At 65.5% G+C, this 16,560-nt stretch carries 15 protein-coding genes and 1 tRNA gene; 4 read left to right on the top strand and 12 right to left on the bottom strand.

What is annotated here, in order from left to right; all coding sequences use genetic code 11:
- From EOC94_RS18110 to EOC94_RS18100, 3 genes are all read left to right on the top strand, one after another.
- Positions 1-912 carry a PhzF family phenazine biosynthesis protein gene (locus EOC94_RS18110; RefSeq protein ID WP_127292324.1) on the top strand — a complete coding sequence of 304 codons (912 nt, stop codon included), beginning with the start codon at positions 1-3 and terminating at the stop codon, positions 910-912.
- A 104-nt stretch (positions 913-1,016) separates the two neighbouring features.
- A tRNA-Lys gene (locus tag EOC94_RS18105) sits at positions 1,017-1,092 on the top strand.
- Positions 1,093-1,220: 128 nt separating this feature from the next.
- Positions 1,221-2,210 (top strand): hypothetical protein, encoded by a 990-nt coding sequence (locus tag EOC94_RS18100; RefSeq protein WP_127292321.1) that lies wholly within the window; start codon positions 1,221-1,223, stop codon positions 2,208-2,210.
- Between the two features lie 2 nt (positions 2,211-2,212).
- Here the strand turns inward: EOC94_RS18100 and cobT are convergent, their stop codons facing one another.
- From cobT to cbiE, 7 genes are read right to left on the bottom strand one after another with little or no spacing between them, the layout of a single operon-like run.
- Positions 2,213-3,223, bottom strand: coding sequence for a nicotinate-nucleotide--dimethylbenzimidazole phosphoribosyltransferase (gene cobT, locus EOC94_RS18095; protein WP_127292318.1), 1,011 nt, complete (start codon positions 3,221-3,223; stop codon positions 2,213-2,215).
- A 24-nt stretch (positions 3,224-3,247) separates the two neighbouring features.
- The gene (locus EOC94_RS18090) at positions 3,248-4,015 is read right to left on the bottom strand and encodes an adenosylcobinamide-GDP ribazoletransferase (RefSeq protein ID WP_127292315.1); all 768 of its coding nucleotides are present in this window, start codon (positions 4,013-4,015) and stop codon (positions 3,248-3,250) included.
- Positions 4,012-5,325, bottom strand: a complete 1,314-nt coding sequence (locus tag EOC94_RS18085; protein ID WP_127292312.1) for a cobyrinate a,c-diamide synthase — start codon at positions 5,323-5,325, stop codon at positions 4,012-4,014. The genes EOC94_RS18090 and EOC94_RS18085 overlap by 4 nt, the downstream gene beginning before the upstream one ends.
- Positions 5,322-6,140, bottom strand: a complete 819-nt coding sequence (gene cobA / locus EOC94_RS18080; protein ID WP_127292309.1) for a uroporphyrinogen-III C-methyltransferase — start codon at positions 6,138-6,140, stop codon at positions 5,322-5,324. The genes EOC94_RS18085 and cobA overlap by 4 nt, the downstream gene beginning before the upstream one ends.
- Positions 6,137-6,901 carry a precorrin-4 C(11)-methyltransferase gene (gene cobM / locus EOC94_RS18075; protein WP_127292306.1) on the bottom strand — a complete coding sequence of 255 codons (765 nt, stop codon included), beginning with the start codon at positions 6,899-6,901 and terminating at the stop codon, positions 6,137-6,139. Before cobM ends, cobA begins: the two co-directional genes overlap by 4 nt.
- Complete coding sequence (locus EOC94_RS18070) at positions 6,898-7,284, bottom strand: cobalamin biosynthesis protein (RefSeq protein WP_126106047.1); 387 nt, start codon at positions 7,282-7,284, stop codon at positions 6,898-6,900. Before EOC94_RS18070 ends, cobM begins: the two co-directional genes overlap by 4 nt.
- Positions 7,281-8,522, bottom strand: coding sequence for a precorrin-6y C5,15-methyltransferase (decarboxylating) subunit CbiE (gene cbiE / locus EOC94_RS18065; RefSeq protein ID WP_127292304.1), 1,242 nt, complete (start codon positions 8,520-8,522; stop codon positions 7,281-7,283). The genes EOC94_RS18070 and cbiE overlap by 4 nt, the downstream gene beginning before the upstream one ends.
- Position 8,523: 1 nt before the next feature.
- Between cbiE and EOC94_RS18060 the strand changes: the two genes are divergently transcribed.
- Positions 8,524-9,291, top strand: a complete 768-nt coding sequence (locus EOC94_RS18060) for a cobalt-precorrin-6A reductase (RefSeq protein ID WP_127292301.1) — start codon at positions 8,524-8,526, stop codon at positions 9,289-9,291.
- Here EOC94_RS18060 and EOC94_RS18055 read toward each other — a convergent pair.
- From EOC94_RS18055 to cobN, 5 genes are read right to left on the bottom strand one after another with little or no spacing between them, the layout of a single operon-like run.
- A complete protein-coding gene (locus EOC94_RS18055) occupies positions 9,255-10,019 on the bottom strand; it encodes a precorrin-3B C(17)-methyltransferase (RefSeq protein ID WP_127292298.1) in 765 nt (254 codons plus the stop codon). The genes EOC94_RS18060 and EOC94_RS18055 overlap by 37 nt on opposite strands.
- A complete protein-coding gene (locus tag EOC94_RS18050) occupies positions 10,016-10,777 on the bottom strand; it encodes a precorrin-2 C(20)-methyltransferase (RefSeq protein WP_127292296.1) in 762 nt (253 codons plus the stop codon). Before EOC94_RS18050 ends, EOC94_RS18055 begins: the two co-directional genes overlap by 4 nt.
- Positions 10,774-11,415, bottom strand: a complete 642-nt coding sequence (locus EOC94_RS18045) for a precorrin-8X methylmutase (RefSeq protein ID WP_127292293.1) — start codon at positions 11,413-11,415, stop codon at positions 10,774-10,776. Before EOC94_RS18045 ends, EOC94_RS18050 begins: the two co-directional genes overlap by 4 nt.
- A 2-nt stretch (positions 11,416-11,417) precedes the next feature.
- Positions 11,418-12,902 carry a precorrin-3B synthase gene (cobG, locus tag EOC94_RS18040; protein WP_127292291.1) on the bottom strand — a complete coding sequence of 495 codons (1,485 nt, stop codon included), beginning with the start codon at positions 12,900-12,902 and terminating at the stop codon, positions 11,418-11,420.
- Entirely contained in the window at positions 12,899-16,558 is a 3,660-nt protein-coding gene (gene cobN, locus EOC94_RS18035) for a cobaltochelatase subunit CobN (RefSeq protein ID WP_127292288.1), read from the bottom strand. The genes cobG and cobN overlap by 4 nt, the downstream gene beginning before the upstream one ends.
- Positions 16,559-16,560 lie beyond the last annotated feature (2 nt).

Raw genomic sequence — 16,560 nt, 5'->3', positions numbered from 1 at the left:
ATGCTGACCCGGAATTACTTACTTTACGACGTGTTCACGACCGAGCGGCTGGCCGGCAATCCGCTGGCCGTCGTGCTGGACAGCAAGGGGCTGGACACGGCCGCCATGCAGGCCATCGCACGTGAGTTCAACCTGTCGGAAACGGTCTTCGTGCTGCCGCCCGATAATCCCAAGCACCGCGCCCGCATCCGCATCTTCACGCCCGATTACGAAATGCCGTTCGCCGGCCATCCGACCGTCGGCTCCGCGATCGCGCTTGCCGAAATGGCTGGCGATGGCGACACGGCCGGCATCTTTGTCCTGGAAGAAAACATCGGCCCGGTGCGCTGCGCCGTCAGCAAGCACGGCGGCGCCACCTTTGCCGAGTTCGACCTGGCCAAACTGCCGGAGCAGCTGGAATTGTCGGCCGACCCGGAGGCGATCGGCGCGGCGCTTGGCCTGGGGCCGCACGAAATCGGCTTCGAGAATCACCGCGTTTCGTTCTGGTCGGCCGGCGTTCCCTATGTCACCATCCCGGTCGCCGATCTGGAGGCGGCGGCCCGGATAAGGCTGGACAACCAGGCATGGTCGGAATTGGCACCCCGCAAGAGCGAATGGGCCTTCGCCAGTCCGTATGTCTACTGCCGCGAGACGGTGAACCACGACAGCGCCTTCCATGTCCGTATGATTGTGCCGGGCAATCCTTCCTATGAAGATCCGGCGACCGGTTCAGCGGCGGCGGCCTTTGCCGGCGCGATCATGCATTTCGACGGCCCGAGGGAGGGTGTTTCCCAGCGTTGGATCGAGCAAGGCCTGGAGATGGGGCGGCCTTCGCGCATCCGCCTCGAACTGACTGTCGAAGGCGGCAAACTCGCCGCCGCCCGTATCGGCGGCCATGCCGTCAAGGTGGCGGAAGGCCGGTTGTTTGTTTGATCGCCATTGGCTCGAGGCGATTTGTCGGGAAATGAATCCGGCAGGGCTGGACATGGCGGATGGCGGCAGCTATATGCCCGCCGACGCTGGTTTTACCGGCGAGTGGGTGCGTAGCTCAGTTGGTAGAGCAGCTGACTCTTAATCAGCGGGTCACAGGTTCGATCCCTGTCGCACCCACCAAAAATCTCCTAGATTTGGTGGAAAGACCCCAGAACGGTCCTAACGTCGAACATTAACTCACGAGGGCCGCCGACGCCGCTACGCGGACTTGTCGAGACTCCGCTGGATGCGTCCTGAATATGGCATCCATGTTGAAGGTAGCTCATTCAAGCTGCCGAGTTGGCAGCCTATTCAAAGTACTGAAAATATACGATCTTGTCGCGATCGAACCTGGACCGGCTGGAGGGATTTCTGACGTGAGCGAGGAGCCGCCGCCCGATGAACTTTCCAGTAGTTCATTCAGTCTTGTCGCAACCCTGAAAGACAAAAGCGCTAGAAGTATTTTTATTCTAAATATGAGCAGAATCGAGCTGCTGTTGAAGGGTTCCTCCGAGGGTATCGCAAGATCAAAGAAAACATCTGAAGATATTCTTTCTAAAATTGTTGCCGCTATTGATCGAGGTGACGTAGAAGATGATGAAGGCGACGACGTACGTGTGAATCATCTTCCGGATGGAACAATAAGCATAAAGCTGTCGAACAAGGAAGCAAAATTAATCCACGATGTCGTAGATTATCAGTTTCGCGTATTGAGTGGTCTTGATTATTATCTTTACAATGTTCTACTTGTGTCCGCGTGGAGCGCGTTTGAGGGGTATTTGCAATCGGCGCTGGCCGAAATTTTCGTAAGCAATCCACATCTTCTCGAGTCTCAAAAATTGATTGAAATGAGAGAGATTGTTTCGGCGAGGGACCGAATCGTTGACTTTCTTGCTGAGCGTGAAATTGAGGATATAGGAAGAAAAAATTTCAACGACTTGCAAAAATATCTGCAGTCCAAGTTGCACATCCAGTTCCCAAATAGCGTGGTTCCGACGCTTCAAGGAGCATACTTTCTGCGAAACGTTATCGCCCATAGCGCTGGATTTCTTCGCGCAAGCCAGTTGGAGCTTCTGCCGGAGGGCATAGAAGTTGAGGAATCACAGCTGAGATTGACAGATAGCTATCTCAGAGATCTTTTCGGGTGTTTAAAGAAAGCTGTCACCCAGTTTGACAAGCTCGCTCAAAGCAAGAACTGGGAGCGGACGGCTCAAAGGTTCCCCAAGCTCCCTGGTAATGCCGATTCCGCCACCAGTTGAGGCTAGTTTTCCGAAACACCAGCCTCAGCAAAACTTGCCATGCGGGCATGGCATTCGAGCGCCGAGCGGACGATGTTGACGGCGAGGCAGGCGCCTGAGCCTTCGCCGAGCCGCATGCCGAGATCGAGCAGCGGCGGCAGGCCGAGCGCTTCGAGCAGGCGGCGATGGCCGGATTCGGCCGAGACATGCGCGGCGAGCGTGTGGGCGAGGCCGGCGGGGTGCAATTTTGCCAGCGGTGCGGCGGCGGCAGTGCAGACGAAGCCGTCGAGCAACACCGGCACGCCTAAATGGCGCGCGGCCAGCGTGGCGCCGAAAATGGCGGCGAGCTCGCGTCCGCCAAGCACTGCCGCGATCTTCAGGGGGTCGGCAAGGGCCTCGACGTGGCGCTTGAGGCCGGCCTCTATGGCGGTGATCTTGCGTATAAGGCCGGCATCGTCGACGCCGGTGCCGCGCCCGGTCCATTTTTCCGCGCCGCCGCCAAACAGGGCGGCCGAAATGGCAGCCGCCGGCGTGGTGTTGCCGATGCCCATTTCACCGAAACAGACGAGATCGAGGTCTTTCGTCACCGCGCCGTAGCCGGCCGAGACGGCGGCGAGGAAGGCCTCGTCGTCCATCGCCGGCATTTGCGTGAAATCGCCGGTCGGATGATCAAGATCGAGCGGAATGACATCGAGCTCGGCGCCGGCGATGCGGGCGAGCTGGTTGATCGCGGCGCCGCCGCCGGCAAAATTCGCCACCATCTGTACGGTGACCTCCGACGGGAAGGCGGACACGCCCTGTGCGGTGACGCCGTGGTTGCCGGCGAAGACGAAGACTTTGACGCGGTCGAGCTGCGGCATGTCGCGGCCCTGCCAGCGGGCCAGCCAGGCGGCGATGCTTTCCAGCCGGCCAAGGCTGCCTTGCGGCTTGGTCAGCGTGTCCTGGCGGCGGGCAACAGCACTGGCCGCGGCGTCGCTGCCCGCAGGCAGATCGAGGCAGGTCGCGCGCAGTTCATCGAGCGATTTGAAAGGCATGGGGGCAAAGTCTCCGAAACAGAGTCAGGAAAGGCAAACGGAAGCGACGAGCAGGACTGCGATTTCGCCAAGCTGCTGCAGGGCGCCGACCGTATCGCCGGTCTGGCCGCCGATCTGGTTGCGGCACAGCTCGCGGAAGGCGGCAAACAACAGGCCGAGCAGGATGAGCGCGGCGACCGCCCCACCAAACCCTAGCGCCAGCAGCGCCACGGCGCCGAGCACGGCACCGGCAATGGCGGTTTCGGCCGACACCATGCCTGCGTCGGCCGAGAGCCCGTCGCTGCGCGCCGCCGGCAATAGATGCATGAAAGCGCCGAACAAGCCGCGCGAAGCGGCATGCGCGGCGACGAGGGCCAAGAACACGTAGACGGGGCCAGCGAAACCCGAAAGCACGCTCCAGCGGATTAGCAGCGAGATGCCGAGCGCGCAGGCGCCATAGGCGCCAATACGGCTGTCGCGCATGATCTCCAGTTTTTTCTCGCGCGTCTTGCCGCCGCCAAAACCGTCGGCGACATCCGAAAGCCCGTCTTCGTGTATGCAGCCGGTGGCGAGCAAGGTTGCGGCAAGGGCAAGTGCCGCTGCCGGGCCGGCGGCAAGGCCGAGCCAGATCCCGATGGCGTAGACCAACGCACCAATCAGAGCGACGGCGAGGCCGGCGACGGGCGCTGCCCAGATCGCAGCCGCAAGGCTGCGGTCCCGAAAATCGACGACCGGCAGCGGCAACCGCGTGAAGAAGACGAGGCAGAGCGCGATGTCGTCGAGGGCTTGCCGGGGTGAGGGGACGACCGTCATTCGCCTCTCGCAATGGCATGGAAGAACGTGCCGCTGACATGGCCGCGCCGGTAACCGGAGGCGCCGAGCGGATTGCCCTGGCCATCAGCGAGGTTGGCCAGCGGTTCGTCATTGCCGGTCGCGGTCATCTGCGCATAGTGGAATTCATGGCCGCGGATCAGCGTGCCTTGGGCTCCCAGCGGGCAATCGGCCCGCAGCCGCGCCTCGCGGTAGCCGAGATTCATTTTTCGCTTGGCAAAGCTGGTCGAGTGGCCGAGCAGGCCGAGCATCCTGTGCGTCTCGCCCGATGCATCCTCCAGCGCCTCGCCGAGCACCATGAAGCCGCCGCACTCGCCGTGCACCGGCCGTGTTGCGGAAAACGCTTCCATGCCGGCCCTGAAATTCGCAGCCGCCGCGAGGCGGCCGGCATGCAGCTCGGGATAGCCGCCGGGCAGCCAGCAGACATCGCAATCGTCGCTGGGCGCTTCGTCGGCGAGCGGCGAGAAGGGGACGATTTCCGCCCCGGCCTTGCGCCAATGCGTGGCGACATGCGGATAGAGGAAAGTGAAAGCGGCGTCCTGCGCCAATGCGATGCGCTGGCCGGGCGGCGGCAGCGCATCGCCGAAACTGCCGGGAGCGGGCGCCAATGGCGCCGCCAGCGCCATGATGGCGTCGAGGTCGAGCGATCTTTCGACCATGTCAGCCAGCCGGTCGAGATGCACTATCAAATTCTCATATTCGCCGGCCTGGACGAGGCCGAGATGGCGCTCCGGCAGGTTTAGCGTCGGGTCGCGCAATATGGCGCCGACGACTGGCAGGCCGATCGCCTCGATGGCATCGCTGCAAAGCCGCCGGTGACGCTCGCTGCCCAGCCGGTTGAGCACGACGCCGGCCATACGCACATCGGGATCGTAGGTAGCAAAACCCTTGGCGACGGCTGCCGCCGTGGTCGACTGTCCGGAAACGTCGAGCACCAGCAGTACAGGCAGGCCGTAGAGCCGGGCGAGGTCTGCGGCCGAGCCGGTGCGGCCCGGAGCAGATGGGATGCCGTCGAACAGGCCCATGGCGCTTTCGAGGAAGATGAAATCGGCATCTTCGGTCGCGTCACTTGCCAGCGCGTTGAGCAACGCAGGCGGCATCGCCCAGCTGTCCAGATTGACGCCGGACAAGCCCGTGGCGGCTGTGTGGAAGCCGGGGTCGATATAATCGGGGCCGGATTTGGCGCCGCGCACTTTCAGGCCGCGCCGGGCGAGTGCGCGCAAGATGCCGATGGTGACGCTGGTCTTGCCCGAACCCGAGCGTGGTGCGCCGATGATGATCGCGCGGGTCATGGCTCGCCCGCCAATGCCGCGCGCATCGCAACGATGCCGCCGACGACGATCAGCGCCGGTGAGGTCAACCCGGCTGCAGCCGCTTCCTCGGCGATGGTGGCGAGCGTGGCGACAACGATGCGCTCCTGCGGCGTTGTTGCGGCAACAATCACCGCCGCCGGCGTCGACGGCGCCAGCCCACCCTCGAGCAGCGCGCCGGCGATCAGCGGCAGATTGGCCATACCCATATAGACGACGACCGGCTGGCCGGTGCGTGCGATTGCCGCCCAGTCGAGGTCGTCATCGGTGCCGGCGGCGTGGCCGGTCGCCAGGATCACCGCCTTGTTGATGCCGCGCATGGTGGCGGGGATGCCGGCACCGGCAAGCGCGCTGAGGCCCGAGGTGAGGCCGGACAGGACGCGGAACGGGATGTTTTCGCGGGCAAGCGCCAGCGCCTCTTCGCCGCCACGTCCGAAAATATAGGGATCACCGCCCTTCAGACGGACGACGCGCCGGCCCTCGCGCGCCAGCCGCACCAGCAAAGCGGTGATGTCGTCCTGCTTCATCGACGGTTGGCCGCCGCGCTTGCCGGCGTAAAACAGCTCGGCACTCGCCGCCACTGCCACGACATCGGGAGATACCAGAGCGTCGTAGACGAGGGCATCGCACTGCCCAAGTGCCGCCAGCACTTCCAGCGTCAGGCAGCCGGGATCGCCGGGGCCGGCGCCGGCGAGCCAGACATGGCCCGGCTCCAGCTGGCGCGGTTTGAAGTTCAGCCGGGCCAAAGCCTGTTCGACTGAAGCGTTTCCACTTCTGTTTCTGGTGCCGTCGTTCACAATCCGTCCCGTCCGCGAAAACGCCGCTGATAGTGGGCGTCGTAAAGTGAACTCTCGCCAAAGCCTTCGGCTGCCAGCGAGCGGCCGACGAAGATGATCGCCGTGCGTTCCATCGGATCGGCGGCCAACTGCGCCTCGATCGTCGCCAGCGTGCCGGTCAGCACGCGCTCGTCCGGCCAGGAGGCGCGGAAGACGACCGCCACCGGGCAATCGGCGCCATAGAATGGCGTCAGTTCGGCGACGACGCGGTCGATGGCGTGGATGGCAAGATGAATGGCCAGCGTCGCACCAGTGCGGCCGAAACCGGCCAGGGTTTCGCCGGGCGGCATTTTTGACGCACGGCCGGAGATACGGGTCAGCACCAGGCTCTGCGCGACCTCGGGAATGGTCAGTTCGCGGCGCAGCGCTGCCGCGGCGGCGGCGAAGGAAGGCACGCCCGGCGTCAGCGTGTAGGCGATGCCGTGCTTCTCCAGCCGGCGGATCTGCTCGGCGACGGCGCTCCACACCGAGAGATCACCGGAATGCAGGCGGGCGACATCATGGCCGGCCTCGTGGGCATCGAGATATGCGGTCTCGATCTCGTCGAGCGACATCGGCGCGGTGTCTATCAACTTCGTGCCAGGTGCGCAGTGCTGCAGCAGCTCGGGCGCGACGATCGAGCCGGCATAGAGGCAGACCGGGCAGCTTGCCAGCAGTCGGCTGCCACGCAAGGTGATGAGGTCGGCCGCGCCCGGTCCGGCGCCGATGAAATGGACCGTCATGCCGCGTCTCCGCTGATGGCGATGGCGCAGGTGACCGGGCCAAGCACAATGCGCGGCCCAAGCAGTTTCGCGTCTTTTCCGGCAGCGGCAAGCGCGGAGGCTTCGGAAACCGACGGCGTGCCGGCACGCTCCTGCGACAGGCTCGAGCGGCTGATTGCGCGCGACGACGCGGCCTTGAGCGCATCGTCCTCGACAATGATCACGGGCAGGGCGAGCTCGCGCCCGGCAGAGAAGATTGCCCGCTCGTTCTGCTTCAGAGAAGCAGTTGCGAGCGCCGAAAGCGCCGTCATCGCCAGCCCGTGCGCTTCCAGCGCGGTTTCAATGACGGCAAGCACATCCCTTGCGCTGACGCCCTTGCGGCTGCCGATGCCCGCGACCATCATGGCTTGACCCAGCTCCATTGGGTGACCGGCATCGCTGGCCGCCAGGCCTGCATCGATCCGACCGGTGACACACGCGATAGCGCGATGCGGGTGAGATCGCCGCCGAGCGAAGCGTGATGGACAAGCAGCAGCGCCTCCATCTCCAGCGTCACCGCATTGGCAACCAACCGGCCGCCAACACGCAGGGCCTTGATGGCCGCGCCCAGCACGCCGCTATCGCTGCCGCCGCCGCCGATGAAGATCGCATCCGGCGTGCCTAGCTTGGCAAGCGCCTTTGGTGCCGAGCCTTCAACGACGACAAGGTCGGGCACGCCACAGTGTGAAGCGTTGCGGTGGATGCGGGCGGCGCGGGTCGGATCGGCCTCGACGGCAATGGCGCGCAGCGAGGGATGGGTCAGCATCCATTCGATGCCTATCGAACCGGAGCCGGCGCCGATATCCCACAGCAACTCGCCGCGCCTGGGGGCGAGGGCGGACAGGGTAATCGCGCGGATCTCGCGCTTGGTGATCTGGCCGTCATGCTCGAACAAATGGTCGGCAAGGCCTGAGGTCAGCGGCAGGACGCGTGCTTCTGGAGTTGAGTCAACTTCGATCGCCAGCACGTTGAGTGGATTGATCTTTTCAAGGTCGAAGGCGTCGGCTCGCGCCGAACGCAGCCTTTCGTTCGGGCCGCCCAGCGCCTCCAGGATTGTCAGCCGAGAAGGGCCGAAGTCGAGCTCGGTCAACAGGCGTGCAATCGCTGCCGGCGCATCGCCGTCCGAGGTCAGCGCGAGGATGCGGCTGCCGGGGTGAAGCAGCGGCCGGATCAGGTCGAGCGAGCGGCCGTGCAGCGAAATGGTCTCGATATCCTGCAGCGCCCAGCCGAGGCGGGCGGCAGCCAGCGAGAAGGCCGAAGGTGCGGGGATGACGCGCATCTCCTCCGCCGCCACCTTACGGATGAGGGTGACGCCGACACCGTGGAAGAACGGATCGCCCGAGGCCAGCACGCAGACCTTTTTGCCCGCAAGCGCCAGCACGTCGCGCATCCCAGCATCGAAAGGGGTCGGCCAAGGGCGTGCTTCGCCTTTGGCGAAAGACGCGACAAGGGCAAGGTGACGCGTGCCGCCGAAGACGAATTCGGCCTCGGCGATCAACCGCTTGGCCTCGTCACCGAGACCCGCTACACCGTCCTCGCCGATGCCGACGATTGTTAGCCATCTTGAGTTGAGCTTGGCGCCGCGCGGACCCTCAGCAGGCATGATGACCCACCGCATTCTGATCCTCGGCGGAACAACCGAAGCCCGGCAACTGGCGGGAAAGCTGGCCGCGCGCACCGATGTGTCGCTCACGCTGTCGCTGGCCGGCCGCACTGAAAGCCCGGTGGCGCAAGGCGTTCCGACGAGGGTGGGTGGTTTCGGCGGCGCCGATGGACTGGCGGCGTACCTCCGCGAGACCGACGTCGGCCTGCTGATCGACGCCACGCATCCCTATGCGGCGCAGATCTCCGCCAATGCGGCGGAAGCGGCGCATGAGGCCGGTGTGCCTATCATTGCGCTCAGGCGCCCCGGCTGGGAGCCAGCCGAACGCGACCGCTGGACGCTCGTCGATGGAGTAACCGACGCGATGAAGGTGCTGGGATCGGCTCCACGCCGCGTCTTCCTGGCGCTCGGGCGGCAGGAGGTCGCCGCGTTCGAGGCCGCTCCCCAGCATCACTATCTGATCCGCAGCGTCGATCCGGTCGAACCAAGACTCGCTGTACCCGACGCGACCTATCTCTTGGCGCGCGGGCCGTTCCGGGAAGCGGACGAACATGCGCTGCTTCGCGACCACCACATCGATGTCGTCGTGTCCAAGAACAGTGGCGGCGAGGCGACCTACGGCAAGATCGCGGCGGCGCGGGCGCTTGGCATCGAGGTGGTCATGATCCGCAGGCCAGCGCTGCCGGACGTTACGTCGGCTGAGACCGTCGAAGCTCTTGCCGCGATGGTCAGTCATTTTCTTGGGCCCGCTGCTGAACGCGGCGTGTAGACCAGCGCTGGCCGGTCGCCGCGTTTGATGATCCTGGTTTCCGGCGAGCCGATGATGATGCAGGTCGCCATATCGGCCTTTTCCGCGTCGGCGTCCGCCAGCAAAACGACCTCGATGCGCTCGTCGGGGCGGCCGGCGGCACGGCCGAAGACGACCGGCGTGGTGCCGGGCAGGATCGCCGTCAGGCATTCGAAGGCGCGGCCAAGCTGCCAGGGGCGTGCCTTGCTGATCGGATTGTAGAGCGCAATGACGAAGCCGGCGCCGGCCGCCGCCAGCAGGCGCAATTCGATCAGGTCCCAAGGTTTCAGATTGTCGGACAGTGAGATGGCGCAGAAATCATGGCCGAGCGGTGCGCCGATGCGGGCAGCGACCGCGAGCATGGCGGTGATGCCGGGCAGCATTGCAACGTCGACGGCACGCCATTCCGCCGGGCCGGCCTCGATCGCCTCGCAGACCGCCGCTGCCATGGCAAAGACGCCGGGATCGCCGCCCGAGACGACGGCGACATCGTGACCCTGCGCGGTCATCGCCAGCGCGTCCTTGGCGCGGGACAGCTCTTCGCGATTGTCCGAGGCGACGCGAGTCTGGTCGGGGCGCAGATCGAGCCGGTCGAGATAAGGCTTATAGCCATAAAAGAATTTTGCCTCGGCGACGGCGCGGCTCGCTTCCGGCGTCACCTGGTCGGCATTGCCGGGCCCAAGGCCGATGACGGTCAGGCGGCCGCTCATGCCCCGGACTCCACCAACGCTTCAGGGCGGCCGGACCAGCCGGCGACCAGCACGATGGCGAAGTAGGGCGCCTTGTCGTCCTGCTTGTCGGCCAGCCGCATCGAGACGCCGCCCGACATGGTGCCGCGCTCGACATAGACGGCACGCGCCAGCTTGTCGGTCGCCTCCAGCGCGCGCCTGATCTTGGGCAGGTTGCGGCCAACCTTCATGATGACGGCGGCATCGGTGTCGGCGAGGCGGCGGGTCAGCTCGAATTCGCTCATCGTGCCCGGCAGCACGGTCAATACATCGTCGCCCTGGACGATCGGCGTTCCGGTGGCCGACCAGCAGCCGGACATGGCAGTGACGCCGGGAATGACCTCTGTTGGAAAGCGGTGCGCCAGCCTGACATGCAGGTGCATGTAGGAGCCGTAGAACAGCGGGTCGCCTTCCGAAAGCACCGCGACCATCCTGCCGGCGCTGAGATGCTCGGCGACCTTTTCGGCCGCCTCCTCGTAGAAATCCGCTATCTGCGACCGATAATCGCTGTGATCCTTGTCGATTTCGGTGGTGACGGGATAGAGCAGCGGCAACTCGATCAAATCAGGACGAAAATGGGCGCCGACGATGGCGCGCGCGTTGCTGTTGTTGCCGCGCTTGGCGAAATGCGCCACCACGTCGGCCTCGGCCAGCGCGCGCACGGCCTTGAGCGTCAGCAGCTCGGGGTCGCCGGGACCGGTGCCGACGCCGACAAGCCGGCCTTTTACAATCGCGTTCACAGGCCCGGCCTCGCCAATGCGTTGATTGCTGCGGCGGTCATGGCGCTGCCGCCCAGCCTGCCGCGCACGATGGCGTAGGGCACGCCATAGGAATTCTCGGCCAGCGCGTCCTTCGATTCGGCAGCACCGACGAAACCGACCGGCATGCCGATGATAACAGCCGGTTTGGGCGCACCGTCGCGCAGCCTTTCCAGCAGGTAGAAAAGTGCTGTCGGCGCATTGCCGATGGCGACGACCGAACCTGCCATGCGCTCGCCCCACAGGTCGATGGCCGCGGCCGAGCGGGTGTTGCCGATCCTTTTCGCGATGTCGGAGGTTTGCGGGTCGCGCAGCGTGCAGATCACCTCGTTGCCGGCCGGCAGCCGCGCGCGCGTCACACCGTGCGAGACCATCTCGGCGTCGCAGAAGATCGGCGCGCCGGCCGCCAGCGCCGTGCGCGCGGCGGCTACAAAATCCGCTGAAAAAACGAAGTGCCTGCTGGCCTCGACCTGTCCGCAGGCATGGATCATGCGAATGGCGACATCGGCCTCGGCGTTGGAAAACCGCGATAGGTCGGCCTCGGCACGAATGATGGCGAAGGAGCGCTCATAGATCGCCGTGCCGTCATGGATATAGTCGTAGGCGATGTGGGCGGGCATGCTCATTCCTGTCGGTAAGTTTCGATGATTTCGGCCGCGCCAAGCCTTGCCAGGCAAGTGGCGGCGGTTTCACCTCGAAGTCGTGTGCGGCGGATCGCTGCGGCAACGCGGCCAACGCCGCGCGCGGCGTCATAGCCTGGCCTGTATCCGGCAGGAAGGGCCTTCGCCGTCCCGTCCACGACAAGTCCGGCTCCATTATCGCCGCCGACCAGTGTCAGCGCCGCCGAGCCGGGATGCGCACAACCCTTGGCGCAGCCGGAAATGTGCAGCATGAAGGAGGAATCGAGGATGTCACCGTTTTCCGTAGCGATGGTCTCGGCGATGTCGCGGGTGGCGATCCGGCCGGAGGCGCAGGCCGGCGCACCGGGGCAGGCGGCGATCCTGGTGCGCGGATCGGTGGCGTTGGTTACGAAGCCAAGGGTGGCGGCGGCTTCCTGAAGTGAGTGGCAGGCGGTCGGGGAGAGGCCGACGAAAAGCAGCGCGCGTTGTGGCGCGAGTCGGATTTGGGTTGCGCCGAAGGTGATGGCGTGTCGCGTGAGGTCGATGAGCTTTTTCGCTGGCATGCTGCCGAAGGGCAGGCCGATGCCGAGAGCACGGCCATCTGTCAGATCGAAAATGCCAATGGGGAAGCGAGCCGGAACAGGAAGGCGCTCTACGGCGCCCCCCTCTGTCCTGCCGGACATCTCCCCCACTTGGGGGGAGATTGCGCCCTCATCTCCGCTTTCGCCAATCGCCAAAGATGCCGAGGGGGAGCCGCCGGCGAAGCTGCCGATCTCCCCCCAAGTGGGGGAGATGTCCGGCAGGACAGAGGGGGGCGCGAAGGAATGCCAGCTTGCGAGGGATATTAACTGCCTTTCCGTCAAATCCCGTGCATGGGCTTCGCGGCCTTTTTCGGCGATCATCCTGAGCATCGCGACTGCAATATCGCGCGCCGCATCGTCTTCCAGCGTAACGAGCGGCTTCGCATTCTGCCCATCACCCGCGACAGCCACCTGCCACTTGATTCCCGCATTGGTGCGCGTTGCGACGAGCCGCACGTCGGCGGTAACCGCATCCATTGTCAGCCGTCCGCCGCCGTCGACAATCACCGAGACCTTCGGGCCAAGGCGCTGTGCCAGCCCAGCTTCATCAATTGCCGCCCGAATCCGCTCCGCCAGCGGGCGCGGATCGACGATCTCCTTGGTGTCGAGCCCTGCCAGTGGACCGGTCTCGACCGGCACGCCGGTGCGCACGGCAATGCCAAGTGCATCGACCTCCACCGCCAGCAGCCGCGCGCTTGCCGGCGTCAGGCCGCGTATCTGCAGGCTGCCGCGTGCGGTCACTTCCATGATGCCGTTGCCGTGCCGCAAGGCGGATTCACCGAGTCCGATCAAGGATTTCGGCGAGAGTCCTCCAGCGACCGGGTTGAGCCGCACCAGAAGGCCGTCGCCGGTCTGCATCGGCGTCGACAAAGCGGGGCAGGCGCCGCGTCGGGAGAAGGCGTTCATGCCGCAACCTCCAGCGCCTGGACTTCGGCAATCAGTGTGGCGAGAGCGTCATCGATGGAATTGCGCAGCGGATGCCAGAGACCGCGCCGCCGTGCCGACAGCAAACGCTCGGCGATGACCTTCGCCGCCGCCGGATTCTCGCGCAGGATGAACGCCCGGACAATGGGGTCGCCGAGATAGGCGTCGTGCACGGCCTCGATCAGCGCGCCCGGTATGGCATAGGTGGTCTCGGCAAAGCCGACGAGACGGTCGACCGTCTCGGCGAACTCCGAGGCACCGCGCGGCCCGTGCCGCATCTGGCCGGCAATGAAGCGCGGGTTGACCGCGCGGGCGCGAACTACCCGAGATACCGCTTCTCCAACCGAGCGCGGCTTGGGTTTTTGCGGATCGGTGGTGTCGAGCACGATGACATCGGCGTTCTTGCCGAGTGCGGCAAGTGCTGCCGAAAAGCCGCCGATGAAGGCGACGTCGGCGGAGCCTTCGAGGATGTCGCGGCCGGGATCGTCGCCGGTATGGACGAGAAGGTCCGCCTCGGCGATACGATCCTCGAAGGCGCCGGGCGCCGAAATCCCTTCGCCCTCTGCGCCGCCATAGGCATGCGAGGTGGCGTCGAGGTAGGCGCGGCCGATTTCTTCGCGCGCGGCCCAGTCGCCGCTCGACAATAAATCCTCGACACCGGCGCCATAGGTGCCGGGCGAGGTGCCGAAAATGCGCGGGCTGATCTTCCCGTCAGCGCGGGTCCTTGCGGCGAGCGGGTTTTCGGACGCGTCCTCGTCGCGGGCGGCGACGGCATTGGCGGCAGCGTCGATCAGGGCGATCTGGGTCGGGAACATGTCGCGGAACAGGCCCGATATGCGCCAGGTGACGTCGACGCGCGGGCGGCCAAGCGTGGCCGGCGGCAGCACCTCGATGCCGGTGACACGCCCGGTGGCGGAATCCCATTGCGGCCGGCAGCCCATCAACGCCAGGCCTTGCGCGATCTCCTCGCCGCCGGTGCGCAGCGACGCCGAGCCCCACAGGTCGATGACCAGCGAGCGCGGCCAGTCGCCATGCGATTGCATATAGCTGCGCAAGACCTCGTCGGAGGCCGCCCTGCCGAGATCGAAGGATGTCGGCGTCGGCATGGTGCGTGGATCGGCGGTGAACAGATTACGGCCGGTCGGCAGCACATCGCGCCGGCCACGCGCGGGTGCACCGGCAGGTCCGGCAGCGACATGGCGGCCGTCGAGGGCGGCAAGCAGTGCTGCTTTTTCGGCTGTCGCGCTTTGCTCGCGCAGCGGATCGGCCTCGCCTTCCGGCGACCGGCCGTAGATGTGCAGGCCGTCCTTGATCGCGAAATCCTTGAGGTCGCAAAGCCAGGCGTCGATCCGGCGCAGCGCTTCGTCGGGCGCGTCGGTTCCGGCGACGCCGGCCTCGGAGGCGAAGCCGGTCTTCTGCGCCGTTTCGACGATCAACTTCGCCAGGCGGTCGCGGCGGCGGCGGTCGAGCCCATCGGCCTGGGCATATTCGTCGACCAGCCGTTCAAGCTGGTGCTGGTTCTCGTCGAGCCCGGCGCCGGTCAGCGGCGGCGGCAGATGGCCGAGGGTGACGGCGGCAATGCGCCGCTTGGCCTGCGCTGCCTCTCCCGGGTTGGAAACGATGAAGGGATAGATGACGGGCAGGGGACCGGTGACGATCTCAGGAAAACAGGTTTCGCTGAGCGCAACGGTCTTGCCGGGCAGCCATTCCAGCGTGCCGTGGGCGCCTACGTGGATGAGGGCATGGACACCGAGCGACTTGCGCAGCCAAAGACCGAAGGCGATCAGCGCATGACGGGGTGGCAATGTCGGGTCGTGATAGTCGGCGCGGCGGTTCGTGGAGCGGCCGCGATCGGGGGCGAGCGCCACGGTTATGTTGCCGAAGGTGGCGGCGCGGAAGGGGAATTTGGCGACGGTAGGTGCTTGAACACCCCCCTCTGTCCTGCCGGACATCTCCCCCGCAAGGGGGGAGATTGGCAGTTCCGATGCCGTCGCTCCTTCTGCAACGCTTGTAGTTGGCGAAAGCCTCAAAGAGAGTTCAATCTCCCCCCTTGCGGGGGAGATGTCCGGCAGGACAGAGGGGGGTGCCTCGCGCAAACCTGTCTCATCTTCCGCCTTCCCCCATGCGGCCTCTAACGCGGCGATAGCCGCGGGCGGCACTTGATTCGAGAAGGTCAGATACTCCTTCAATGCCAACCCTTGGCCGCCTTTTTCCAGCCTATCCAGCAACGCGCGCGGCGTTTGCGGAATCCCTTCAACGGCGTAGCCCTGTTCCCTCAGGTCATGCAGCATGGCCAGCACGCTCGACGGCACGTCGAGGCCGACGGCGTAGCCGGTGCGGCCGGGGGCGCTCGGATAGTCGGGAATCAGGATGGCGAGCTTGCGCTGTCCGCGCGGCGTGCGCTGCAGGCGCACGAATGCTTCGACACGGTTCGCCACCTGCGCCACCCTATCTGGCTCCGGCCGGTTGGCGAAGGCGCGAAAAGCCAGCGCCGGGTCGGTTTCGCTCTCGCCTTTGAAGGAAATGGCGCCGGCGAGGATGCGGCCGTCGAGCTCGGGCAGCACGACATGCATGGCGAGGTCGGCGGGGGCGAGGCCGCGCTGGTTGTTTTGCCAGATGTCACGGCGTGTCGTCGCGACGATGACCTGGAACACCGGCACGCCGGCGCGGTCGAACAGGGTTTCAATGCCGGGCTCGGCACCGGAGGCGAAGGCCGTGGCGGTGATGATGGAAGCGGGCTTAAGCGTCGACAGCGCGGTTTCGACAAAGGCGAGCGAGGCCGGGTCCTTAAGACTGGAAACGAAGATGGGGACGGGGATCATGCCGCGCTGCCGTAGCGCTTCAACAAGCGCGTCGATTGGCGCGACATCAGCGGCAAGCAGCATCGAGCGATAGAAGAGAATTGGGATGATTGGCGCGTCGTCTCCCTCCCCCTCGAGGGGAGGGTGACCCGCCGGGCCGGGTGGGGTCGTTGCGGCAGTGCTCGACGTTTTTTTCTGTTGGCGCGCGTCAGAGGCGACCCCACCCCCGGCCTGCGGCCGGACCCTCCCCTCGAGGGGGAGGGGGACATCGCGCTCGACGACCCCCAGTCCCGGTTGATAGTAGCCCGCCTTTGGCACGCTGACAGGTTCAGCGACCGCCACACCTGATCCGGCGAGACTTGCCAGCTGATGCACCAGCGCCATCATATTCTCCGGCCCGCCTTCGCGGAAATAGCCGAGCAGCCCGTCCAATTCGTCGCGCGGCAGCGTCGAGCATTCGATTAGCCGCAGATCCTCGTCGCGGCATTCGCCGGGCAGCAGCGCCAGTTTTATGCCACGCGCGCGGGCGGTCGAGGCGAGCTGGTCGCAGCCGTAGCGCCACCAGTCGTAACCGCCGAGGATACGAACCAAAATAACCTTCGCGTGGCGGGCGACGCTGTCGATCCAGAGATCGACGGACATCGGATGGCGCAGATCGCGTATAGCCGCCAGCCGCATCGACGGCAGGCGATCCGCGTCCGCCTTCCACGCCGCCGCCAAGCCGGCCAGATCGCTGTCGGTGAAGGACAGCGCCACGATATCCGCAGGCGTCTGCCTGAGATCGACAGGCTCGGCGAGATCGTCGAGCGAGGCGGATGTTGTGGTGAGGATGTGCATCG

The sequence above is a fragment of the Mesorhizobium sp. M6A.T.Ce.TU.016.01.1.1 genome (assembly GCF_003997065.1).
Classification (GTDB): domain Bacteria; phylum Pseudomonadota; class Alphaproteobacteria; order Rhizobiales; family Rhizobiaceae; genus Mesorhizobium; species Mesorhizobium mediterraneum.
The sequence above is the reverse complement of the archived record's forward strand: the minus strand, read 5'-3'. Positions and strand labels throughout refer to the sequence as shown.